The 23,333-nt window shown below is 72.5% G+C and carries 16 protein-coding genes and 2 pseudogenes; 12 read left to right on the top strand and 6 right to left on the bottom strand.

What is annotated here, in order from left to right; translation table 11 throughout:
• Window positions 1-160: 160 nt before the first annotated feature.
• Window positions 161-3,046, bottom strand: a complete 2,886-nt coding sequence (locus ACFVHB_RS06730; RefSeq protein WP_380316168.1) for a glycoside hydrolase family 2 TIM barrel-domain containing protein — start codon at window positions 3,044-3,046, stop codon at window positions 161-163.
• Between the two features lie 391 nt (window positions 3,047-3,437).
• On the opposite strand from ACFVHB_RS06730, the gene ACFVHB_RS06725 reads away from it, so the two are divergent.
• The 4 genes from ACFVHB_RS06725 (at window position 3,438) to yjfF (ending at window position 8,069) form a co-directional block, all read left to right on the top strand.
• Complete coding sequence (locus tag ACFVHB_RS06725; protein ID WP_380316165.1) at window positions 3,438-4,421, top strand: ABC transporter substrate-binding protein; 984 nt, start codon at window positions 3,438-3,440, stop codon at window positions 4,419-4,421.
• A 77-nt stretch (window positions 4,422-4,498) separates the two neighbouring features.
• On the top strand, window positions 4,499-6,022 hold the full coding sequence (locus ACFVHB_RS06720; protein ID WP_380316162.1) for a sugar ABC transporter ATP-binding protein: 1,524 nt from the start codon (window positions 4,499-4,501) through the stop codon (window positions 6,020-6,022).
• Complete coding sequence (locus ACFVHB_RS06715) at window positions 6,019-7,101, top strand: ABC transporter permease (RefSeq protein WP_380316159.1); 1,083 nt, start codon at window positions 6,019-6,021, stop codon at window positions 7,099-7,101. Before ACFVHB_RS06720 ends, ACFVHB_RS06715 begins: the two co-directional genes overlap by 4 nt.
• Window positions 7,102-7,115: 14 nt before the next feature.
• A complete protein-coding gene (gene yjfF, locus ACFVHB_RS06710) occupies window positions 7,116-8,069 on the top strand; it encodes a galactofuranose ABC transporter, permease protein YjfF (protein ID WP_380316508.1) in 954 nt (317 codons plus the stop codon).
• A 245-nt stretch (window positions 8,070-8,314) separates the two neighbouring features.
• Here yjfF and xylA read toward each other — a convergent pair whose 3' ends face one another.
• Window positions 8,315-9,487 (bottom strand): xylose isomerase, encoded by a 1,173-nt coding sequence (gene xylA, locus ACFVHB_RS06705; protein WP_380316156.1) that lies wholly within the window; start codon window positions 9,485-9,487, stop codon window positions 8,315-8,317.
• A gap of 97 nt (window positions 9,488-9,584) precedes the next feature.
• Between xylA and xylB the strand changes: the two genes are divergently transcribed.
• Both xylB and ACFVHB_RS06695 read left to right on the top strand, forming a co-directional pair.
• Window positions 9,585-11,015 carry a xylulokinase gene (xylB, locus tag ACFVHB_RS06700; protein WP_380316153.1) on the top strand — a complete coding sequence of 477 codons (1,431 nt, stop codon included), beginning with the start codon at window positions 9,585-9,587 and terminating at the stop codon, window positions 11,013-11,015.
• Between the two features lie 72 nt (window positions 11,016-11,087).
• A complete protein-coding gene (locus ACFVHB_RS06695) occupies window positions 11,088-12,245 on the top strand; it encodes an ROK family protein (protein WP_380316505.1) in 1,158 nt (385 codons plus the stop codon).
• Between the two features lie 21 nt (window positions 12,246-12,266).
• Here ACFVHB_RS06695 and ACFVHB_RS06690 read toward each other — a convergent pair whose 3' ends face one another.
• Entirely contained in the window at window positions 12,267-14,255 is a 1,989-nt protein-coding gene (locus ACFVHB_RS06690) for a beta-galactosidase trimerization domain-containing protein (protein ID WP_380316150.1), read from the bottom strand.
• A gap of 184 nt (window positions 14,256-14,439) precedes the next feature.
• Window positions 14,440-14,574, bottom strand: a pseudogene (locus ACFVHB_RS06685) (GntR family transcriptional regulator); the annotation flags it as partial.
• Window positions 14,575-14,763: 189 nt separating this feature from the next.
• On the opposite strand from ACFVHB_RS06685, the gene ACFVHB_RS06680 reads away from it, so the two are divergent.
• The 5 genes from ACFVHB_RS06680 (at window position 14,764) to ACFVHB_RS06660 (ending at window position 18,668) form a co-directional block, all read left to right on the top strand.
• Entirely contained in the window at window positions 14,764-15,669 is a 906-nt protein-coding gene (locus ACFVHB_RS06680; RefSeq protein ID WP_380316147.1) for an amidohydrolase family protein, read from the top strand.
• A gap of 51 nt (window positions 15,670-15,720) precedes the next feature.
• Window positions 15,721-16,572 carry a fumarylacetoacetate hydrolase family protein gene (locus ACFVHB_RS06675; RefSeq protein WP_380316145.1) on the top strand — a complete coding sequence of 284 codons (852 nt, stop codon included), beginning with the start codon at window positions 15,721-15,723 and terminating at the stop codon, window positions 16,570-16,572.
• A gap of 88 nt (window positions 16,573-16,660) precedes the next feature.
• Window positions 16,661-17,425 (top strand): SDR family NAD(P)-dependent oxidoreductase, encoded by a 765-nt coding sequence (locus ACFVHB_RS06670; RefSeq protein WP_380316143.1) that lies wholly within the window; start codon window positions 16,661-16,663, stop codon window positions 17,423-17,425.
• Window positions 17,422-18,423 (top strand): aldo/keto reductase, encoded by a 1,002-nt coding sequence (locus ACFVHB_RS06665; RefSeq protein WP_380316141.1) that lies wholly within the window; start codon window positions 17,422-17,424, stop codon window positions 18,421-18,423. Before ACFVHB_RS06670 ends, ACFVHB_RS06665 begins: the two co-directional genes overlap by 4 nt.
• Window positions 18,423-18,668 carry a heterodisulfide reductase-related iron-sulfur binding cluster gene (locus ACFVHB_RS06660; RefSeq protein ID WP_380316138.1) on the top strand — a complete coding sequence of 82 codons (246 nt, stop codon included), beginning with the start codon at window positions 18,423-18,425 and terminating at the stop codon, window positions 18,666-18,668. The genes ACFVHB_RS06665 and ACFVHB_RS06660 overlap by 1 nt, the downstream gene beginning before the upstream one ends.
• Before the next feature lie 404 nt (window positions 18,669-19,072).
• Here ACFVHB_RS06660 and ACFVHB_RS06655 read toward each other — a convergent pair.
• Window positions 19,073-19,984, bottom strand: a pseudogene (locus ACFVHB_RS06655) (non-reducing end alpha-L-arabinofuranosidase family hydrolase); the annotation flags it as partial.
• Window positions 19,985-20,388: 404 nt separating this feature from the next.
• A complete protein-coding gene (locus ACFVHB_RS06650; protein WP_380316135.1) occupies window positions 20,389-21,081 on the bottom strand; it encodes a glycoside hydrolase family 11 protein in 693 nt (230 codons plus the stop codon).
• A gap of 567 nt (window positions 21,082-21,648) precedes the next feature.
• Here ACFVHB_RS06650 and ACFVHB_RS06645 point away from each other — a divergent pair.
• Window positions 21,649-23,124, top strand: coding sequence for an endo-1,4-beta-xylanase (locus ACFVHB_RS06645; RefSeq protein ID WP_380316132.1), 1,476 nt, complete (start codon window positions 21,649-21,651; stop codon window positions 23,122-23,124).
• Window positions 23,125-23,333 lie beyond the last annotated feature (209 nt).

Raw genomic sequence — 23,333 nt, 5'->3', positions numbered from 1 at the left:
CGACCTGGCCGGGATCCTCGCGGGCGGCACCTGGACGGGCCGCGTCGCCGGCGGTCCACAGCCCGTCCGGAGGACACCCGCGCCCGGTCGCCGCGCTTTTGCGGCGCGCCTCGCAGCCGGGCGTCACCGGCGCGTCGGGCTGACCGAGGCGGCCTGCCCCTCACGGGTCGACGAGCTGCTCGGCCGCGGCACGGTGGCGGCTCCGGGAGAAGACGAAGGAGAACTCGGCCGGTTCGGCCCGCAGGTGGTACTGCGGCAGCGGACCAGGGCCGCAGGAAGTGCTGCCGATGCCGTGCAGGGCGTGGTCGAGGTTGACCCACACGGTGTCGCCGGGGGTGAGGCCGGTGAGATGGGTGGCCGCGTGGAGTTGCTCGGTGGTCCAGCGGCGGGCGGTCAGGTGGAACGCGGGGTCGCCCTCGACGCGCAGGCCGCCGATCTCGGCCCAGCGGACGTCGGTCCGCACGCCGTTCTCCTGCGGGCGCACGTACGGCGTCTGCATTCCGTCGACGGTGGACTCGTGGCGGCCGGTCCTGGAGGCTGACTTGGTGTCCGGGTACGCCTCACCGGGGCCGCCGCCGAACCACCGCACGTCGTCGGCGCGGGTGAGGGCGAACCGCACGCCCAGACGGGGGAGCGGCACCGGCCACTCGCCGTCGGGTGTCACGGACACGGTCAGTCGCAGCCGGTCGCCGTCGGAGATCCAGCGGTACACCGTGGCGAGGCCGAACTCCCGCGCGGCGGCAGCCACTCGGGTCCGTACGGTCAGCGCGTCCCCGCCGAGCTCCACGGCATCCAGCCGGTGCCGCATGCGGTGCAGCCCGTACGCGCGCCACTGTGCGGCCTGGCACGTGCCGGTGTTCCAGTCCGTGCCCTCGTCGTTGTCGGTGGTCGCCCGCCACACGTCCAGCCGCAGACCGCTGACCTCGACGGCGCCGACGGCCGTGAGCCCACCCGTGCGGGTGTCGAAGCGGGCCGGGCCGAGCGTGATCACGCCGTCGCGCGTGACGGGCCCGGAGGTGGCGCGGACGACCGGCAGCGCTCGTGCGGCCACGGGGAACTGGCTCCACGCGACCTCGTGGCCCCGGGGCGCCCACGGGGTGTCGGCGGCCAGCACCGCGCGGACCGTCCACTGCGTCTCGCCGGAGTCGTGACCCGGGGGCGGCACGGGAAGCTTCACGCCGACGGACTCGCCGGGCGTGAGCGCCGGCACGGACAACGGGCCCGACGCGACCGTCTCACCCTCCACCTGGTAGGACCACTCGAAGGTCAGCGCGGACAGGTCGGCGAAGTCGTACGCGTTGGTGATCCGTACGGTGCCGTCCGTGCCGTCGCCCTGGATGCGGACGGGCTCGATGACCTTCTTGTACTCCAGCAGCCCCGGGGAGGGGCGCCGGTCCGGGAAGACCAGGCCGTCGCAGACGAAGTGGCCGTCGTGCAGTTCCTCGCCGAAGTCGCCACCGTAGGCGAAACCCAGCTCGGGATGCTTGATGCCGTGGTCGATCCACTCCCACACGAAGCCGCCCTGCAGCCTGGGGTGGGCCTCGAAGAGGCGCTGGTAGTCGGCGAGTCCGCCGGGTCCGTTGCCCATGGCATGGGCGTACTCGCAGAGGATGAAGGGGAGTTCGCGGCGCTTGTGGGGACCGCCGTCGAGCTGCTTGCCGATCCGCTCGACCTCGGCGTGGGCGGCGTACATCCGCGAGTACACGTCGGTGTCGCGGCAGGTCCCGTCGCCCTCGTAGTGCACGAGGCGGGAGGAGTCCCGGCCGCGGATCCAGGTGGCCATCGCGGTCAGGCCGCGTCCGGTGCCGGCCTCGTTGCCCAGCGACCAGATGATGACCGACGGGTGGTTCTTGTCCCGTTCGACCATGCGGGCGGCGCGGTCGAGCAGGGCCGGGGTCCAGCGGTCGTCGTCGGCGGGGTTGTCGCGCCAGGCCTGCTCGACGAAGCCGTGGGTCTCCAGGTCGCACTCGTCGATGACCCACAGGCCGTACTCGTCGCACAGGTCGAGGAAGCAGGGGTGCGGCGGGTAGTGCGAGGTGCGGACGGCGTTGACGTTGTGACGCTTCATCAGCAGCACGTCCTGGCGCATGGTCTCCAGGTCGAGGGCGCGGCCCGTTTCGGGGTGCCACTCGTGGCGGTTGACGCCCTTGAAGAGCACCGCCCGGCCGTTGACCTTGATGAGGCCGTCCGCCAGCTCCACCGTCCGGAAGCCGATCCGCAGCCGCACGCGCTCGCCCCCGGTGACCAGCTCGCCGTCGTACAGCGTCGGGAGCTCGGCCGACCAGGGGCGGACCGGCACCGTGGCCGTGTCCCCCGTGACGATGTCGATGCCCAGGGCGGGCACGAGCACCCGCCCGTCGACGTCGGAGTCGACGCGCAGGGTGCCGTCACCGGTGGCGTGGTCGTAGGAGGCGTGCACGAAGAAGTCGCGCGCGCTGCCTTCCGGGCGGTGCAGCAGGGTGACGTCACGGAAGATGCCCGGTAGCCACCACTGGTCCTGGTCCTCCAGGTAGGAGCCCGCCGACCACTGGTGGACGCGGACGGCGAGCACGTTGCCACTCCGTTCGAGCAGGTGCCCGACGGCGAACTCGTGCGGCACGCGCGAGCCCTTGAACTCGCCGACGTCCGTGCCGTTCAACCAGACGCGGGCGCAGGACTCGACACCGTCGAAGCGCAGCACCGCGTCGCCGTCGGTCGGCCATTCCACGGGCAGGTCGAAGACGTGCAGGTGGTCGCCGGTCGGGTTCTCCGTCGGCACGCGCGGCGGGTCGACGGGGAACGGGTACTGGTGGTTCGTGTACGCGGGCCGGCCGAACGCGCCGTCGCCCTGCAGCACCCAATGCCCGGGGACGGTCACCTCGGGCCAGCCACGGGCGTCGAATCCGGGCTCGGCGAAGGACGCGTCCTCGGCGTCGGCCGTCGGCGACACGCGAAGGCGCCAACTGCCGTTCAGCGACAGGGACGAGGCGTCCGATGAGGCGTACCAGGTGCGCGGTGCCAGGGCCCCGCGGCCCGGGGAGTGGTCCTCGACGTAGTCGTCCGTCATTCCTTGACTGCTCCCTGCGCGATTCCGCCGGCGATCCGCCGGCGTGCGACGAACACCCGTGGCACCGGGAACGTACCCAGCGGTGTGCCGGCCATGCTGATCGACGCGCGGGGTGCGGAGCCGGAGCCGAGGTCATGTCGATGGCGACAGTGTTGGCCGGGGCGCGACGAGCTGTCAACGCTGGCATCAACTGGCTTGTGAAGCAGCTGGACTGACGGCACCACCGGGCACGGCCGGCGGGCTGGTCAAGATTGGGTAACGCGGCTCGGGGGCCTTGCCGGTGTCAATTGTTAGCGTTAACAATCGGTCTCGAGCGAAACGGCGTCGATACCTGACGTTCACGTAGTCGGTGCCGTTCGCGCGATCGACGATCCCGAGAGGAAGTCCCACCATGTCCAAGAGAGCTGCGGCGGCCCTGGTCGCCGGTGCGATGGTCACCGTCCTCACCGCGTGCGGTTCCGGCGGAGGTGGGGGCTCGGCCGACAAGGGGGCCGGCCACAAGCTCGTCGTGGGCTTCTCGCAGGTCGGTGCGGAGAGCGGCTGGCGCACCGCGAACACGAAGTCGGTCCAGGAGTCCGCGAAGAAGGCGGGCATCGAGCTGAAGTTCTCCGACGCCCAGCAGAAGCAGGAGAACCAGATCAAGGCGATCCGCTCGTTCATCCAGCAGAAGGTGGACGTCATCGCCTTCTCGCCGGTGGTGGAGTCGGGCTGGGACACCGTGCTGAAGGAGGCGAAGGACGCCAAGATCCCGGTGATCCTCACCGACCGCGCGGTGGACTCCAAGGACGACTCGCTCTACGTCTCCTTCCTGGGCTCGGACTTCGTCGAGGAGGGCAAGAAGGCCGGCGAGTGGCTGGTGAAGGAGTACCAGGGCAAGTCCGACGAGGTGAACATCGTCGAGTTGCAGGGCACCACCGGTTCGGCGCCGGCCAACGACCGCAAGTCGGGCTTCGGTGACGTGATCAAGGCGGACGCGAAGTTCAAGGTGGTGGCCTCGCAGACCGGTGACTTCACCCGCGCGAAGGGCAAGGAGGTCATGCAGGCCTTCCTGAAGGCCCAATCGAAGATCGACGTGTTGTACGCGCACAACGACGACATGGCGCTGGGCGCGATCCAGGCCATCGAGGAGGCCGGCAAGAAGCCGGGCACCGACATAAAGATCATCTCGGTGGACGGCGTCAAGGACGCCTTCACCGCGATGAGCCAGGGCAAGATCAACGTCGATGTGGAGTGCAACCCGCTCCTCGGCGACCAGCTGATGGACCTGGCGAAGAAGGTCAAGGCCGGCGAGCAGGTGCCCAAGCGGATCAAGACGCAGGAGAGCGTCTTCACCCAGGACCAGGCCGCCGCGGCGCTGCCGACCCGCCAGTACTGAACGGGCCCGCCCGCCCGGGGAGCGATCGGCGGACCGCTCCCCGGCGGGCCGGGTCGCATGAGGAGAGGAGAACCGGGGTGCGTCAGCAACCGGTCCTGGAAGTGCGGGGGATCCGTAAGGAGTTCCCCGGGGTGGTGGCGCTGGACGGGGTCGGCTTCCGACTCTTCCCCGGCGAGGTGCACGCTCTGATGGGGGAGAACGGCGCCGGCAAGTCCACGCTGATCAAAGTGCTGACCGGGGTGCACCCGGCGGACGGCGGCGAGGTGGTGCTGGCCGGCCGGCGGGTGCGGATCGCCGGTCCGCTGCAGGCCCAGCAGGCGGGCATCAGCACCGTCTACCAGGAGGTGAACCTCTGCCCGAACCTGTCGGTCGCGGAGAACATCTTCATCGGCCGCGAACCGCGGCGCCTGGGCCTGATCGACTGGGCCGAAGCGCGCCGCCGGGCCGCCGAGCTGGTCCGCACGCTGGAGCTCGACATCGACGTCAGCGCGCCGCTGGGCAGCTACTCCATCGCCGTCCAGCAACTGGTCGCCATCGTCCGCGCCGTGGACGTCTCGGCCAAGGTGCTGATCCTGGACGAGCCGACCTCCAGCCTGGACCGTGACGAGGTGCGCCAGCTCTTCACCGTGATGCGACGGTTGCGCGACCAGGGGGTCGCCATCCTGTTCGTCTCGCACTTCCTCGACCAGATCTACGAGATCTGCGACCGGATGACCGTCCTGCGCAACGGCCGGTTGGAGGGCGAGTACCTGACCAGTGAGCTCGACCAGGTCGAGCTGGTCTCCCGGATGATCGGCTCCGAACTCGCCGGACTCGACCAACTCGCGGGCGGCACACGGCACGAGCGCTCGGCACCGGCCACCGACCGGCCCTTCCTGCAGGCCGAGGGCCTGGCCCGGCAGGGCGGGGTCGAACCGTACGACCTCGCGATCGCTCCCGGTGAAGTGGTCGGCCTCGCGGGCCTGTTGGGCTCCGGCCGGACCGAGGCCGCCCGGCTGCTGTTCGGCGCCGACCACAAGGACCGCGGCACCGTGCGGATCAACGGCACCGAGACCGGACTGCGCAGCCCGCGCGACGCGATCGGTCACGGCATCGCGTTCTGCTCGGAGAACCGCAAGACCGAGGGTCTGGTCGGCGAGCTGACCGTCCGGGAGAACATCGTGCTGGCGCTGCAGGCGGCCCGCGGCTGGGCCCGTCCGCTGTCGCGCACCGTGCAGGACACGCTGGCGGCGCGCTGGGTCCGTGCCCTGGACATCCGCCCGGGCGACCCGGAAGCGCTGGTCCGCAACCTCAGCGGCGGGAACCAGCAGAAGGTGCTGTTGGCCCGCTGGCTGATCACCGACCCCAAGCTGCTGATCCTGGACGAGCCCACCCGGGGCATCGACATCGGCGCCAAGGCCGAGATCCAGAAGTTGGTCGCGGACCTCGCCGAGAAGGGCATGGCCGTGCTGTTCATCTCCGCCGAACTGGAGGAGGTGCTGCGGCTCAGCCACCGGGTCGGCGTGCTGCGCGACCGCCGGATGGTCGCCCACCTGCGCAACGACGGCGAGCTCACCCCGGAGCGCGTCCTGGCCGCCATCGCGAACGGAGCGGAACGATGACCACGGCGCCGATCACTCCCCGGGCCAGGGCGGTGACCCGGTACCGGCTGTTCTGGCCGGCCGCGGTGCTGGCCGTGCTGCTGCTCGCCAACCTCGCCTTCACCCCCGACTTCTTCGCCGTCCACCTCAAGGACGGGCACCTCTACGGCAGCACGGTCGACATCCTGCACTTCGGCGCTCCGCTGATCCTGGTGTCGCTCGGCATGACCCTGGTGATCGCCACCGGCGGCATCGACCTCTCGGTCGGATCCACCGTCGCCATCGCGGGTGCGCTGGCCTGTCTGCACATCAGCCAGGCCGCCGACCCGGCGAGTGCCGGCACGGTGCTCGGCGCGGTCGGCATCGCGCTCGGCACGGCGGTGCTGCTGGGCCTCGCGAACGGCGTCCTGGTGGCCCGGGTCGGGGTACAGCCGATCATCGCCACCCTGATCCTGATGGTCGCCGGACGCGGCGTCGCCCAGCTGATCACCGACGGTCAGATCATCACGATCACCAGCGAGCCGTACAAGCTGATCGGCGGCGGCTACTGGCTGGCCATGCCGTTCGCGATCCTGCTCAGCGGACTCGTCGCGCTGCTCACCGCGCTGCTCACCCGGTCCACCGCGCTCGGTCTCCTGCTGGAGTCGGTCGGCGGCAACCCGGTGGCCAGCCGGCTGGTCGGCATCCGGGCGACGCGCCTGGTCGGCCTGGTGTACGTGTTCAGCGCGCTGTGCGCGGGGGTCGCCGGGCTGATGGTCTCCTCCAACGTCTCGGCGGCGGACGGCAACAACGCCGGTCTGTGGATCGAACTCGACGCCATCCTCGCGGTGGTGATCGGCGGGACGTCGCTCAACGGCGGTCGGTTCTCGATCGGCGGCACGGTCCTCGGCGCGCTGATCATCCAGACCCTCTCCACCACCGTCTACACCATCGGCATCCCGCCGGAGACCACGCTGGTCTTCAAGGCCTTCGTGGTGATCACCGTCTGCCTGATCCAGTCGCCGAACTTCCGTGCCAAGCTGGCCCGGCGCGACGCCGGGCGCCGGAGCGGTCTCCGGCCGGGTCCTGCCGCCACCACCAACCGGGAGGTCGGCGCGTGAACGTCAACACCCTGATGACCAGAGTGCGCGGACAGGTTCCGATGCTGGTCACCTCCGTCCTGCTGGTGTCGATGTTCACCGTCGGGTCGGCACAGTACGACGGATTCTTCTCCGGGCAGGTGCTGCTCAACCTGCTGATCGACAACGCCTTCCTGCTCGTGGTCGCGGTCGGCATGACCTTCGTCGTGCTGACCGGCGGCATCGACCTGTCGGTCGGCGCGGTGGTGGCGCTGTCCACCATGGTCTCCGCCTGGCTGGTGGAGCGGCACGGCTGGCCGCCGCTGGTGGTCATCCCGCTCGTGCTGCTGATGGGCACGGCCGGCGGCTGGGTGATGGGGTGGGTGATCCACACCTTCGAGATCCAGCCGTTCATCGTGACGCTGGCGGGCATGTTCCTGGCCCGGGGCCTGTGCTACACGATCAGCGTCGAGTCGATCTCCATCACCGACCCGTCGTACACCGCGATGGCCCAGACCCGGATCCCGCTCGGCGACCTGTTCGTCTCGCCGAGCGTGCTGATCGCGTTGCTGGTGCTGGTGGTCGGGTTCGTCGTGCTGCACTACACCCGGCTCGGACGGAACGTGTACGCGCTGGGCGGCAGCGAGCAGTCCGCCCTGCTGATGGGCCTGCCGGTGGGGCGGACCAAGACCACCGTGTACGCGATCAGCGGCTTCTGCTCCGCCCTCGGCGGCGTGTTGCTGACCTTCTACATGCTCTCCGGCTACGGCCTGCACGCGGTCGGCCTGGAACTGGACGCGATCGCCGCCGTGGTGATCGGCGGCACCCTGCTCACCGGCGGCTCCGGCTACCTGCTGGGCACCTTGCTGGGCGTGCTGGTGCTGGGCCTGATCCAGACCATCATCAGCTTCCAGGGCACCCTCAGCTCGTGGTGGACCAGGATCGTGATCGGGGCGCTGCTGTTCGTCTTCATCGTCCTGCAGCGCCTGATCACCGCCCGCCGTCGGTAGCGCACCGCGCCGCCCCGGCACGGCCCGCCCGGGCCGTGCCGGGGCGCGCTCCGGGTCGGAGCGCGGGCGGCGGAGTCACTCGGCCGCCGGGCAGCGCGCCTCGGTGCCGTCCTCCCGGCTGACGGCCCGGCTCCGGCCCGCCGGGAACGGGAACCGGGTGAGCGCCGCGAGCCGGGCCGCGCGTTCGCGCGACCCGGCTTCCGTGGTCGGTTCGGCGGTTGCCGTGGAGGTGTTCGAGGGCCGGTTCAGCGGGCGCCGAGGAGGTGTTCGAGGGCCAGCTGGTCCAGCTGCTCGAAGGCCATGCCGCGCCCGGCGGCCGCGTCGACGTCGAACTCCTCGAAGGCGGAGCGGTCCGCCAGCAGCCCGGTCAGGCCGTCCTCGGCCGTGGGGAGGGCGAGTTCGGGCAGCCGGGAGGCGGCGAGGGCGGCCTGGACCTCCGGATCGGCCCGGAAGGCGCGGGAGGAGTCCGCCAGCAGCAGGTAGTTGCGCATGCAGGCGGCCGCCGAGGCCCAGACGCCGTCGAAGTCCTCGGTGCGCGGCGGCTTGAAGTCGAAGTGGCGCGGGCCGTCGTAGCCGGCCGACTCCAGCAGGTCGACCAGCCAGAAGGCCTGCCGCAGGTCTCCCGCGCCGAAGCGCAGGTCCTGGTCGTACTTGATGCCGGACTGGCCGTTGAGGTCGATGTGGAACAGCTTGTCGTGCCACAGGGCCTGGGCGATGCCGTGCGGGAAGTTGAGCCCGGCCATCTGCTCGTGCCCGACCTCCGGGTTGAGGCCGACCCGCTCGGGACGCTCCAGCGCGTTGATGAACGCCAGCGCGTGGCCGACCGTGGGCAGCAGGATGTCGCCGCGCGGCTCGTTGGGCTTGGGCTCGATCGCGAACCGCAGGTCGTAGCCCTGCTGGTCGACGTACTCGCCCAGCAGGTCGAAGGCCTCCTTCAGCCGGTCCAGCGCGGTGCGCACGTCCTTGGCCGCGCCGGACTCCGCGCCCTCGCGACCGCCCCAGGCGACGTAGACCGAGGCGCCGAGCTCCACGGCCAGGTCGATGTTGCGGATCGTCTTGCGCAGCGCGTAGCGCCGCACGTCGCGGTCGTTGGCGGTGAAGGCGCCGTCCTTGAAGACGGGGTGGGTGAACAGGTTGGTGGTCGCCATCGGGACCTTCAGCCCGGTGGCGTCCAGCGCGGCGCGGAAGCGCTTGACGGTCTCCTCGCGCGTCGCGTCGCCCGCGCCGAAGGGGATCAGGTCGTCGTCGTGGAAGGTGACGCCGTAGGCGCCGAGTTCGGCCAGCCGCTGCACGGTCTCGACCGGGTCGAGGGCGGGGCGGGTCGCGTCGCCGAAGGGGTCGCGCCCCTGCCAGCCGACGGTCCACAGGCCGAAGGTGAACTTGTGTGCCGGGGTGGGGACGAGCGGGTCGCTGGACATGGCGCGGCTCCGGGGCAGAGTGCGGAGGGGGTGTTTGTCAGGGCTCTCAACAAATTAGTATGCCGGAACCTGAGAAGGAACCCCCAGGGAGGAACACATGGCCGGGCAACGTGTCGTGATCGGCGTCGACAGCTCCACCCAGTCCACCAAGGCCCTCGCCGTCGACATCGACACCGGCACCGTCGTGGGCCAGGGCCGCGTCCCGCACACCGTCAGCGCGGGAGCCGGCCGGGAAAGCGATCCCGAGCAGTGGTGGCGGGCGTTCGAGGAGGCCGCCGTGCGGACGGGCTGGGCCGAGCGCGCGGCCGCCGTCTCGGTCGCCGGCCAGCAGCACGGCCTGGTCACCCTCGACGCGGCCGGAGCACCGGTCCGCCCCGCGCTGCTGTGGAACGACGTCCGGTCCGCCCCCCAGGCCGCCGAGCTGCGGGCCGCGATCGGCCCGGCGGAGATCGCCCGCCGCACCGGCAGCGTTCCGACCGCCGCCTTCACCGCCGCCAAGTGGGCCTGGCTGCGCGCCAACGAACCCGCCGCGAGCGACCGCGTCGCCGCCGTCCGCCTCCCGCACGACTTCCTGACCGAACGGCTGACCGGAGAGGCGGTGACCGACCGCGGTGACGCCTCGGGAACCGGCTGGTGGGGGCCGGACGGCTACGACGAGGACGTCCTCGACCGCATCGGCCTCGACCCCGCCCTGCTGCCGCGGGTCCTCGCGCCGGGCGCGCGGGCCGGCGCGGTCCGCCCGGGGACGGCGCTGCGCGAAGGCACCCCGGTGGCCACCGGCACCGGCGACAACATGGCCGCCGCCGTCGGGCTCGGACTGCTCCCCGGGCAGCCGGTGCTCAGCCTCGGCACCTCCGGAACCGTCTACGCCGTCGGCCGGACCAGGCCCGCCGACCCGAGCGGCACCGTCGCGGGCTTCGCCGACGCCCTCGGCGGCTGGCTGCCGCTGGCCTGCACGCTCAACTGCACCCTCGCCGTCGACCGCTTCGCGGCCCTCCTCGGACGCGGCCGCGAGGAGGTCGAGGACGGCGGCACCGTCGTCGTGCTGCCCTACCTGGACGGTGAGCGCACCCCGGACCTGCCCGACGCGTCCGGCCTGGTCCACGGGCTGCGCCACGACACCACCCCGGGGCAGCTGCTCCAGGCCGCCTACGACGGTGCCGCCCACGCCCTGCTCACCGCCCTCGCCGACGTGCTGCGGGCGGGCGGCGCGGACCTCGCGGACGACGAGCCACTGCTGCTGATCGGCGGCGGCGCCCGCGGCGGGGCCTGGCAGCGGACCGTCCTGCGGCTCTCGGGCCGGGCCGTCCGGGTGCCCGACGCCCGGGAACTGGTCGCGCTCGGCGCGGCCGCCCAGGCCGCGGCCCTGCTCACCGGCGAGTCGGCCGACGCCGTCGCGCGCCGCTGGCGGACGGCCGAGGGCCGGACGCTGGAGCCCGTGGCGAAGGACGGCGACGCGATCGAACGGATCGGCGATACCCTGCGTCGGGCCGGGGCCTTGCAGGGCGCCCCGGGTGGGGACCGGTAGGAGGGGCGGCGCGTGACGTCGGTCGGCAGTGCGATCAGGAGCCAGGACAACGGGCCCGCCTCGCTCCAGGACATGCGGCGGCGCAACCTCGCGCTCGTCCTCGGCGCGGTCGCCGGGCACAGCCCGCTCTCCCGCGCGGACGTCGCCGGGCGTGTCGGGCTGACCAGGGCGGCCGTCTCGTCCCTGGTCGACGAGCTGATCGGCCGCGGCGCGCTGACCGAGGCGGCGGCCACCGCCAGCGGACGGGTCGGCCGGCCCGGACGGGCGCTGGCCGTGAGCGGCGAGGGCCCGGCGGGCCTCGGCCTGGAGGTCGGTGTCACCCACCTCGGAGCGTGCGTGGTGGACCTGCGCGGCGAGCCCCGGGTGTGGCGCCGGGTGGAACGATCCAACGCGGACCGGCCGGCCGGGCGGGTACTGGCGGAGGTCGCCGAGCTGGCCGCCGAGGCGGAGGCCGACGCGACCGCCCTCGGACTGCGCGTCGAGGGCCGCGTGCTGGCCGTGCCCGGGGTGGTGCCGAACGGACCCGGCGGACTGGTCGAGCGCGCGCCCAACCTCGGCTGGCACGCCGTCCGGGTCGCCGACCACTGGCCCGACCCGGACACCGTTCCGGAGCCGGAGAACGAGGCCAACCTCGGGGCCCTGGCCGAGTTCTGGAGCGCCGAACAGCCCGTGGAGACCTTCGTGCACGTCTCCGCCGGGACCGGGATCGGGGCCGCCCTGGTCATCGGCGGCCGCCTCTTCCGCGGAGCCCGCGGCTTCGCCGGCGAACTCGGCCACATCCCCGTCCACCCGGACGGCCCCGGGTGCGCCTGCGGCGCCCGCGGCTGCCTGGAGCAGTACGCGGGCGAGACGGCCGTGTTGCGCGGGGCCGGCCTCGCGCACCACGGCCCGGGCGATGCGGCCACCCTGCTGGCCGAGCGTGCGGGCGCCGGGCACGCGCCGACCCTGGCGGCACTGGACCGCGCGGGCCGCGCCCTCGGCCTCGCCCTCACGTCCGCCGTCGACCTCATCGACCCGGACGGCCTCGTCCTCGGCGGCGCCTACGCCGAACTCGCCGAGTGGCTGCTGCCGTCGGTGCGGGCCGAACTGGCCGACCGGGTCACCGTGCGGCCCTGGACCCCGGAGGCGCTGCGCCCGTCCGCCCTGGGGCGGCGCGGACCGCTGCTGGGTGCGGCGCTGACGACGGTCCGCCGGATCCTGGCGGACCCGACCCTGCTGCCCGCCGGGTGACCAGGGGCTCGTCCCGCGCGGTCAGTCGTGCTCGACCACGATCATCGCGTGCCCGTCCGTCGTGGTGACCCGCACGTGGACGTACTCGCCGTCGTGCCGCCAGGCCAGCTCCCGGCCGGCGGGCTGCAGCCGCACCGAGCGCGGTACGGCGGCGAGCCGGACGGCGACGGGCACGTCCACCAGCGGGAAGGGGTCGTGCACCAGGTCGAGCTCCGGAGTCTCCCGGGACGGGACGAAGCTGACCAGGTGCACCACGGTGCCCGTGGCGGTGCGCTGCACGGTGGTCTCCAGGTGGACCGGCCCGCCCGCGCGGACCAGCGGGTGCGGCAGGAGCCGGTCCAGCGCCGCGCCGAGCAGCCGGCGGTAGGTCTCCAAGCCGTGGTCGTGGAAGGCCTCCAGCAGCGGGACGGCGACCGCGGCCACGCCGTCGGCGACGGCGACGGCCACCTCGTCGGTCGGATCGGCCGGGGGCGTGTACGAGTGACCGCAGAAGCGGTCCCAGGAGCGCGGGAAGTACGGCGCCACGACCCGGGCCAGGACCTCGGCGCCGGGCCGCGCCCGGGCGGTCAGCCGGGCGCCGTGGCTGATCACCGGGAAGTCCTCCGGGACACCGGGCACGCCCTGGCAGGCGAGGAAGGCCTCGCCGGCCGGGGCCGGCGCCAGGCCCTCGACCGGGAGGTCGGCCAGAGCCGGCTCGGTGCCGTTCCTGAGCAGCGCGGGCCCGACCAGCAGGACGGCTCCGCCGGCCTGGCGGTGGGCGTGCAGGCGCTCCGCGAGCGCGTCGTCGACCGTCGTGGTCTCCGGCACCACGACGGCCCGGTAGCCGCTCAGCTCCGCCGTCGGCGGGACCACGTCGAACTGGGCGCGGAGCTGCTGCAGCGCCCGTACCGCGCCGATGTTGCCCGCGCCGGGGTTGTCGCCCAGGCCGGGGTCCACGACGAGGGCGACCTCGCTGACGACCCGGGCGCCGTCGAGGAAGGGCTCGCACCGGGCGATGTGCCCGTAGGCCGAGCCGATCAGCCGGTACGCCGCCCGGGCGGGCACGCCGCGCGGGTGCAGCACGTCACCCACGCCGCTGGTCAGACCGTGGGCCAGCATCTGGCAGCACTCGTAGAGCAGTGCGGCCCGGGGCTTGAGGGCCGCGTTGTCCCCCCAGCTCTCGTGGAACCGGCCGGTGTGGCTGAGGACGGGGAGCCCGAGCGGGCGGACGAAGCGGGCCACGTAGGGCAGGAACGCGTAGCCCCAGCCGCCGGTGGGCAGCCCCTCGACCTCGACGTGCCGCACGAACCGCCGTTCCTCGGTCAGCCCGGTCTTCGGCCGGCTGTTGAACCAGACGCCCTGGACGGCGTCCGCGGGGAGGGCCTTCTCCACCATCGCGGAGTAGCGGGCCATGTAGCGCCGGGCGACCAGGTTCGCGTAGCGGGCCCGGTGGTCCGCGTCGGCCGGGTCGAGGCCCTCGCGGCGCATCCCGTCGACCGCCCAGCGGCTCACGCTCGGCTGGTTCCAGCACATGTCGATGAAGACCCCGTCGACGGGGGCGAACCGCCGTAGGACCTCCTCCAGCTGATCCGCGAAGTAGTCGGCGTAGGGGCTGGACATGTCGAGGATGTTCCAGGCCGCCTCGAACGCCGAGGTGCTCCAGCGGGCGAGCTTCAGGTCCTCGCCGTGCGCGATCCACTCGGGGTGCTCCCGGGCGGCGTACTCGTCGACCTGGAGGGAGAGGTAGATCGGTGCGCGGATGCCCACGGCGTGCAGGGCCCGGACCTGTTCGGCGAGCAGGTCGAGGTCGGGGGCGAGCCCGGGGTGGCGTTCCGGCCGGTCGGTGCCGTAGTACAGGTGGCCGTGGTGGCACTTGGCGAAGACGGTGACGCTGTCGACGTGGGCCTCCTCGAAGGCCCGGGCGAAGGTCACCGGGTCGAAGTCCCGCCCCACGTCGGGGACGTCGGGGCCGGTGTGGAAGTCCAGGTGCACGGTGCGCCGGGGGAAGCGACCGGTATTGTGAGCGTTCACATCTCCGAGGGTCATGGGATGGGTCTATCGGAGAGGCAACTGCGACGTCCAGGGGGTCAGTGGGATGAGTCGTGAAATCGCCGGTCAGCGCGGCGGATCCGAGAGCGGTGGGGTAACCGGCCCACGGGCTGGACGATTCCGTCCCTGTCGAGACATGGGATCTCTCGCGGTGTCGGCGGCGCCGTCAGCCGAAGAAGCGTCGCTGGATCTCCCGCCGGTAGTCCCGCAGCGTCCGGTCGAGGTGCACCGCCGTGGCCGTGGCCGCTTCGTCGGCCCGGCCGTCGCGGATGGCGCGGTAGATCGCCTCGTGCTCCTCGACCTCGTGACCCAGGAGCGGTGGAAGCTCCCCGACCCCTGCCAGGAGCCCTGGCCCGACCGCGGCGACTCCCGCCGGTGGACGGAACTCACCGAGATCTGGCACCCGGGCGAACCCGGCCCCTGACCCCGTCCCCGCCCCGCCCCCGTGCCAGCCCGACCTGACCCGACCCGACCCGACCCGGAGCCTCCCGTGACCCCCGCCCCACCGCCCGTGCTCATCGACGCCCACCACCACCTGTGGGACCTCGCCCGGCGCCCGCAACCGTGGCTCGACGAACCGGCCCTGACGTCGATCCGCCGCACGTTCACCCCCGACGACCTGCGCTGCGCGGCCACCCAGGAGGTGGCCGGCCGCAGGCTGCACGGCACGGTGGTCGTGCAGTGCGTGCCGGACGTGTCCGAGACCGAGGAACTGCTCGCGCTCGCCGCACACGAGCCGCTGATCGACGCCGTGGTCGGCTGGGTGGACCTCACGTCCCCCGCGGTCGGTGACGAGCTCGACCGACTGCTCGCCGGACCGGGCGGCGGCCACCTCCGGTCGCTGCGCAGCCTGGTCCAGGGCGAGGCGGACCCGGCCTGGCTGCAACGCCCGGACGTCGAACGCGGGTTGGCGGCGGTCGGGGCGCGCGGGCTGGGCTACGACGTGCTCGTCCGCAGCCACCAGCTCGACCAGGCGATCCGGTTGGCCGAGCGGTTCCCCGGCCTGCCCCAGGTGCTCGACCATGCCGGCAAGCCGGACATCGCCGGCGGCGAACTGGGGGACTGGGAGCACCGGGTGCGCCGGCTGGCCCGGCACCCCCAGGTGGTCTGCAAGGTGTCGGGACTGATCACCGAGGCCGACCACGACTGGTGGACCATCACCGACATCCGGCCGGTGTGGGACGTCCTGCTGAGCGCCTTCGGCCCCGACCGGCTGATGTTCGGCTCGGACTGGCCGGTGGCGAACCTCGCGGGCGGCTGGAACCTCTGGGCCGCCACCGTGCACGAACTGCTCGACGGGTGCTCCGCCGACGAGACCTCGGCGATCCTCGCGGGCACCGCGACCGCCTTCTACCGTCTCACCCGTACCGAACCCACCCGGACGGCGGACGGCTGAGCCGATGACCGACGATCAAAGATCCATTCCGATGTCCAGTGGGGAGTCCAGATGAAACTGCTTCGGATCGGGGCAACGGGAGAGGAGATCCCGGCGGTCCTCGATGAGGACGGCCGCGTGTTCGCGCTCTCGGAGCTGACCGGTGACATCGACGGGGAGTTCCTCGCCACCGGCGGGACCGACCGGGCCGCGGCGGCGCTGGCCGGCGGACGGCTGCCCGAGATCGACACGGCCGGGCTGCGCATCGGGGCACCCGTCGCCCGCCCCGGCAAGGTGGTGTGCATCGGCCTCAACTACCGCGACCACGCGGCGGAGACCGGTGCGGCCGTCCCCGAGCGGCCGGTGGTGTTCCTGAAGGACCCGTCCACGGTGGTCGGCCCGTACGACCCGGTGCTGATCCCGCGCGGTTCCGTGAAGACCGACTGGGAGGTGGAACTCGCCGTCGTGATCGGCCGCGAGGCCCGCTACCTGGCGAGCCCGGACGAGGCGCCGGCGCACATCGCCGGTTACACCATCAGCAACGACGTCTCGGAGCGGGAGTTCCAGCTGGAGTACTCCGCGCAGTGGGACCTCGGCAAGTCCTGCGAGACGTTCAACCCGCTCGGCCCCTGGCTGGTCACCCCGGACGAGGCGGGCGACCCGGGCGCGCTCGGCCTGCGGCTGGCCGTCAACGGTGAGACGAGGCAGGACGGCGACACCAAGAACATGGTCTTCGACGTCGCCCACCTGGTCTGGTACCTGAGCCGGTTCATGGTGCTGCGCCCCGGCGACGTCATCAACACCGGCACCCCGGCCGGCGTGGCCCTCGGCCTGCCCGGCACCCCCTACCTGCGCGCGGGCGACACCGTCGAACTGTCCATCGACGGCCTCGGCACCCAGCGCCAGACCTTCGTCAACGCGTGAAAGGCACCCAGTTGTCCGACACCCCAGCGCGGATCACCGCCGTCGACACCCATCGCCTCCGCCTCCCCCGCCGCGAGGAGTCGCCGGCATGACGGCCACGGACCTTGACGGACTCTCGGCGGTGGTCACCGGTGGGGCGTCCGGGATCGGTCTCGCGACCGCGTCGTTGCTCGCGGAGCGGGGTGCGCGGGTGGCCGTGCTCGACCTCGACCCGGGGGCGGTGGGGGAGCCGTTGCTGGGCCTCGCCGCCGACGTGACCGACGACGCCTCCGTGCGCGCGGCGGTCGAGGCCGCGGCCGGGGCGCTCGGCGGGATCGACATCCTGGTCAACAACGCGGGCATCGGCGCGATCGGTACCGTGGAGGACAACCCGGACGAGCAGTGGCACCGCGTCCTGGACGTCAACCTGCTCGGGGTCGTCCGCACCACCCGGGCCGCCTTGCCGCACCTGCGCCGCTCCGCCCACGCCTCGGTGGTCAACCTCGGCTCGATCGTCGTCACGACCGGTCTGCCGCAGCGCGCGCTCTACGCGGCGAGCAAGGGCGCCGTGCACTCGCTCACCCTGGCGATGGCCGCCGACCACGTCCGCGAGGGCATCCGGGTCAACTGCGTCAGCCCCGGCACCGTGGACACCCCCTGGGTGGGCCGGCTGCTGGACGCCGCCGACGACCCGGCGGCCGAACGCGCCGCCCTGAACGCCCGCCAGCCACACGGACGATTGGTCACCGCACAGGAGGTGGCCGCGGCCATCGCCTACCTCGCCTCCCCCACCGCCGCCAGCACCACGGGCATCCTCCTGCAGGTCGACGGCGGCACGGCGAACCTCCGCCTGCGACCGGAGGGCCGGCGGTGAGCCCGCCGCGCCGTCCGCTGGGGCGCAGCGGGGTACCGGTCAGCGAGCTCGCCTTCGGCGCGGCGGGCATCGGCAACCTGTTCACGCCGGTCACCGACGCCGAGGCCGAGGAAGCCGTCGCCGCCGCCTGGGAGTCGGGCGTGCGGTACTTCGACACCGCCCCGCACTACGGTCTGGGACTCGCCGAACGGCGGCTCGGGCAGGCCCTGCGCGGCCGTCCCCGGGGCGAGTACACGCTCTCCACCAAGGTCGGCCGTCTCCTGGAGGCCACCGGTTCCACCGACGGAGACGACCTGGCCCACGGCGGCTTCGCGGTCCCCGCCACCCACCGCCGGGTCTGGGACTTCAGTGCCGAGGGCGTACGCCGCTCGATCGGGGACAGCCTGGAGCGGCTCGGCCTGGACCGGATCGACATCGCCTACCTCCACGACCCCGACGACCACGCCGAGTGGGCGCTCACCGAGGCCTACCCCGAGCTGGAACGGCTGCGCGCCGAGGGCGTACTCGGCGCGATCGGCATCGGCATGAACCAGGCCGAGCTGCCCGCCCGGTTCGTCCGCGAGACCGACATCGACGCCGTCCTGCTGGCCGGGCGCTACAGCCTGCTCGACCAGCGCGGCCTGACCGAACTGCTGCCGCTGGCCGCCGAGCGCGGCGTCGGCGTGGTGGTCGGCGGCGTCTTCAACTCCGGCCTGCTCGCCGACCCGAAGCCCGGTGCCACCTTCGACTACGCCACAGCCCCCGACGAACTCCTCAACCGGGCCCTGCAGTTGAAGGAGGCGTGCGAGCGGCACGGCATCCCTCTGCGCGCCGCCGCGCTGCGTTTCCCGTTCGGGCACCCCGCCGTCGCTTCGGTCCTCGTCGGCACCCGCAACGCCGCCGAGGTCCGGGACGCCGCCGCGGTGATCGGCCACCCCGTTCCCGGCGCGCTCTGGGCGGAGTTGAAGGAACGCGGACTGCTGCCCGCTCACGTACCGACCCCGGCCGAGGAGGAGTGATGCGGATCGATGTGTTCATCACCTGCTTCGACGACACCGTGTTCCCCAGCACCGGCCGCGCCGTGGTGACCGTCGTGGAGCGCCTCGGGCACACGGTCGCGTTCCCGACGGAGCAGGCCTGCCGCGGGCAGACGCACTTCAACACCGGCTACCGCCCGGAGGCCGTCCCGCTGGTGGAACGCTTCTCACGGACCTCCGCCCACCACGACGCGGTGGTCACCCCCTCCGCCTCCTGTGCGGTCTGAGCGAACAGCGGAGCCGCCCTTCCCGAAGGGGCGGCTCCGAGGTGTGGGGGACGGGCAGCCGTGCCGCCGGAAGGGGACTCCGGCGCCTGGCTCCAGTCCAGGGCCCCGCGCGCCGCGCTCCCAGCAGCGGCGGGCGGGATCTCGTGGTGCCGGTCAGCCCGATCAGCCCCGTGCTGTCCGTCGCTCTCCGGGCCTCCGCGACGCCGGGCGCTGGGACCGGCACCAGGGAGGAACCCGGCGTGGCGAATGCCGAGGACCGCCGGGGCGCACCACCGTCCTACGCCACCTCCGCACCGAATGTCAGCGCTCACACCCCGGATGTTTCCTGGCTGGCCCGGCTGGTGTGGCGAGGGGAGCCCCGGCCGCCTCGGCGACCCGGGGCTCCCCGTGGCGGCGAGTGCCGGTCAGCGGCGTTGGAGGGTGAGGAGCCCCGGGCGCCAGGGGAGTCGGTCGTAGGGGCCGGTGGCGGTGGGGGACTTGCCCTGGTAGAGGAACTGGAGGTGGCAGGGGTCGATGGTCATGGTCTGGTCGGGGTTGTCGCGGACCAGGTCGCCGTGGCTGATGTCGTTGGTCCAGGTGGCACCGCTGTTGGCCTTGCCGGCGAAGGGGTTGTTCGCGCTGGCGGCCTGCGGGGTCCAGGAGCCGTTGAGGCTGGTGGCGGTGAACGAGCGGAAGTAGCGGTGCTCGTTCGCGTCCCGAGCCTCGACGATCATGAGGTACTGGTTCCGGTCCTTGACCTTGTAGACCTGCGGGGCCTCGAAGAGGTTCGCGGTCGAGTCGGTCATGACGGTGGTGTAGGAGGAGCCGAAGCTGCTCGGGAACCGCCCGATCGGCATGCTCGCCCGGTAGATGCTGCCGTTGTCACCGGCGAAGAACAGGTACATGTTCTGGCCGTCGGCGATCAGGGTCTGGTCGATCGGACCGGTACCGGAATTGGGGATGCTGCCGGTGAACAGCGGCTGCGGCGCGGACCAGCCGTTGGGGTTCGTCGGGTCGCTCGACGTGCGGTAGACGAACGGCCACTGACCCCACTGGTACGCCAGCACCCAGATCTTCTTGGGCGCGAAGTAGAACAGCGTGGGCGCCACCGCGGCCTGGCCCATCCCGATCTGGCCGGCCGACGCCATGTCGGACCAGTTGGTGAACGGGCTGAACATCATCGAGCCGTACGACGACCCCGACACGTTCGACGCGTAGACCAGGTGCTTGCCGTTGTACACGACGTCCGTGAAGTCCTTCACCGCGGCCCAGCCGTTCGCCGGCTGCGCCAGTGAACCCGTCGACGACCAGTGGTACGTCGAGGGAAGGGCGCAGGCGAGGTCGCCCGCGGCCGCCTGCGCGGTGTCGGCGGCCTGCGCGGTGGTGACTCCGGGCGCGGCAGTCAATGCCGCGACGGCCGCGACCACGGCGGCGAGCACCGTGGACCGCCGACCTCGGCCGGACTTCCGTTCACGCATGGGGACCTCCGTAAGTTGTTGGGCGGCCCGGGAGGGCCGGATGTGGCTGATGAGGTCTTGCCAGTTGCCAGTTGCCAGTTGCCAGTTGCCGCCCGCCGGTTGCGGGTCCCGGGTCGGCATCGACGCGGGGACGGGCGACCACTGGGTGGCCGTGGTCGACGACACCGGTGCGACCCTGTGGTCACGGAAGACCGATAACGACGAGTCGGCGATCCCGACCGCGCTCGGTCGGATCCTCGGCGCGGCCGACGGAGACTCCTTCCTCAGCGGGTGCCCACCGTGAGGTCGGAGGTGCCGCTGCTCCGGTAGCCCTCGGTCGCCAGGATCTCGTAGTTCATGGTGCCGAGGCGCATGCCGTACCTGGCCCACGCGTCGAAGTGGTTCCCGACCGTGATCGTCCCGCCGGTCCGCCTGGCGCGACGGACGCTCCAGTACTGGTTGAAGGTCCTGATGCCCTCGATCGACGGGGCGTTGAAACGCGTCGTCTCGTAGATGTCGTAGGTGCCACCGTCGGTGGTGACGGTGCCCTTGAACGCGCCGGTGGGCCGGTAGGAGCCGTAGTTGTCGACGACGTAGTACTCGACGAGCGGGTTGGTGCTCCAGCCGTAGAGCGACAGATAGGCGTTGCCGTTGGTGCTCCACGTGCCCGAGTAGGAGACCGGTTTGCGTGAGCCGGTGCTCCAGCCCTTGCCGGCCACGAAGTTGCCGGCGTTGGTCCAGGAGGTGCCGTAGTGGCCGCCGCCCTTCAGCGACATCGAGACCGCGCCGGTGCCCTCGGTCCAGAACGAGTAGAAGTACCCGCCGTCGGTGCCGGTCTGGTTCGTGGTCACGGTGGCGGCGTCGGCGGTGCCGGGCAGGATCAGGACGACCGCGAGGGCCGGTACGAGGAGGTGCGCCTTGCCGACGAGCCGCCGGAGGCGGTTGACCTTGCGGCCCTTGGGGTGGGGAGCGTTCACGGAATGATCCGTCCTGCCGGTGGGTGGGGTGGGGGTCGACCCTGCGCCGCCCATGTCCGCGAACGGACGGGTGGGCCGAACGCGACCGCTCGGCGGCGCGGGGGAACGTGTCGTCAACACCGCTCTCGGAACGGCGTGTTGGTGACCTGCGGCTGGAGGCCGGAGCCACCGCCGCTCGCACGTGTCTTCGGCCACAGTGTTGGTTTGCACCCGACAAGCTGTCAATGCTTTCGGCAGAAGCGGCGAAACAGTCGGCCATGGCCCAGTCAGTGGATCCGGGCAGCTGAGCGTCTCACCACCGGGCTCGATCGCGCGGGCCTGCGGACCGTGGCCCAAGGCTGTCCTGCGCTTCGCGCCCCCACGTATCTCCGAAATATCAGCGAAACATTCAACCGCGCATTGACGTGTCCCATACACCCCGAGTTACCTAGCCTCGGGAGCCCAACCCATCGCCGCGATGCTCCCGTTCCCTCGAACGACGGCCCCACCACCGTCGTCACTCGCGCGCCACGACCCGCCGACCGCGCGGGTGTTCACCCCCCAACGGAGCGACCCTGGAGGTCGACCATGCCTCTTCGCAGGATTCTGCTCGGAATGCGCCGCGCCTGGACCGCCGCCCTGGTCCTGGCGCTGGCGCTCGTGACCGGCGCCCTGGCCGCGACAACGCCGGCCCTGGCGGCCGGCACCACGTTGAAGGCGGCGGCGGAAGCGAACGGCCGCTACTTCGGCACCGCCCTGGAGGGCGGCGACCTCAACGTTCCCGGTGAAACCGCGGTCGCCGGTGCGCAGTTCGACATGCTGACCCCGGCCAACGAGATGAAGTGGGACACGATCGAGCCGTCCCCCGGCACGTACAACTTCGGGCCGGCCGACCGGCTCGTCCAGTTCGCCCGGTCCCACGGCATGCGCGTGCGCGGCCACAACCTGGTGTGGCAGAACCAACTCCCCTCCTGGGCGGCGAACCTGCCGCTGAACCAGGTGCGCTCCGCGATGGAGGCGCACATCACCGCCGAGGCCACCCACTACAAGGGCCAGGTCTACGCGTGGGACGTGATCAACGAGCCCTTCAACGGCGACGGCTCCCTCGTCCCGGACGTGTTCTACCGGGCGATGGGAGAGGGCTACCTCGCCGACGCGCTGCGCACGGCGCACGCCGCCGACCCGGGCGCCAAGCTCTACATCAACGACTACAACATCGAGGGCCGGAACGCGAAGAGCGACGCCCTCTACCGCCTGGCCCGGTCGCTGCTCGCCCAGGGGGTGCCGCTCGGCGGCATCGGCTTCGAGAGCCACTTCATCCTCGGCCAGGTCCCCGCCGACCTGCAGGCCAACCTGCAGCGGTTCGCGGACCTGGGCCTGGACGTGGCGATCACCGAACTGGACGACCGCATCCAGCTCCCCGCCTCCGGCGCCGCGCTCCAGCAGCAGGGCGCCGACTACGCCGCCGTGGTCCGGGCCTGCCTGGCCGTCTCCCGCTGCGTGGGCGTGAGCCAGTGGGGCGTGGACGACGCGCACTCCTGGATTCCCGGCACCTTCCCCGGGACCGGTGCCGCCACCATGTACGACGGCAACGACCGGCCCAAGCCGGCCTACTACGCGGCGCTCTCCGCCCTCGGCGGTTCGAGCCCCGGCGGCGGGGGCGGCGGTACCACGGGTGAGCTGCACGCGGTCGGTGCCGGCAAGTGCCTGGACGTGCCGAACGCCTCGACGACGGCGGGCACCCAGGTGCAGATCTACCGCTGCTGGGGCGGCGGAAACCAGATCTGGACGCGCACCCCGGGCGACCAGCTGAGCGTCTACGACGGCGGCAGCCGACTGTGCCTGGACGCCTCCGGGCAGGGTGCCGTCCCCGGCACCAAGGTGGTCGTCTGGTCGTGCAACGGCCAGGCCAACCAGCAGTGGCACCTCAACGCCGACGGCACCGTCACCGGCGTCCAGTCCGGCCTGTGCCTGGACGTCTCCGGCGCCTCCACCGCCGACGGCGCCCTGGTCCAACTGTGGACCTGCGGCAGCGCCGGCAACCAGCGCTGGACCCTCGGCTGACGCCACGGGACGGTGTGGCCGGGCGGCGCCCGGGGGGGGCGCCGCCCCGCCCCCAAACAGTGCCCCGCGCGCCCCCGGACCCCCGCCCCCCCCGCGCCCCCGTGGGCCCGACCCCCCCGACCCCCGCCGCCCCCACCCCCCCAGCCCCCCACACCGAAGCCGGTGTTGCCGGTGGAGAAAACGTGCAGGAACCAGGTAGCGGGACGCGG

The sequence above is a fragment of the Kitasatospora sp. NPDC127111 genome (assembly GCF_042677465.1).
Lineage (GTDB): Bacteria > Actinomycetota > Actinomycetes > Streptomycetales > Streptomycetaceae > Kitasatospora.
Note: the sequence above shows the minus strand (reverse complement) of the source record. Positions and strands in the feature narration are given on the sequence as shown.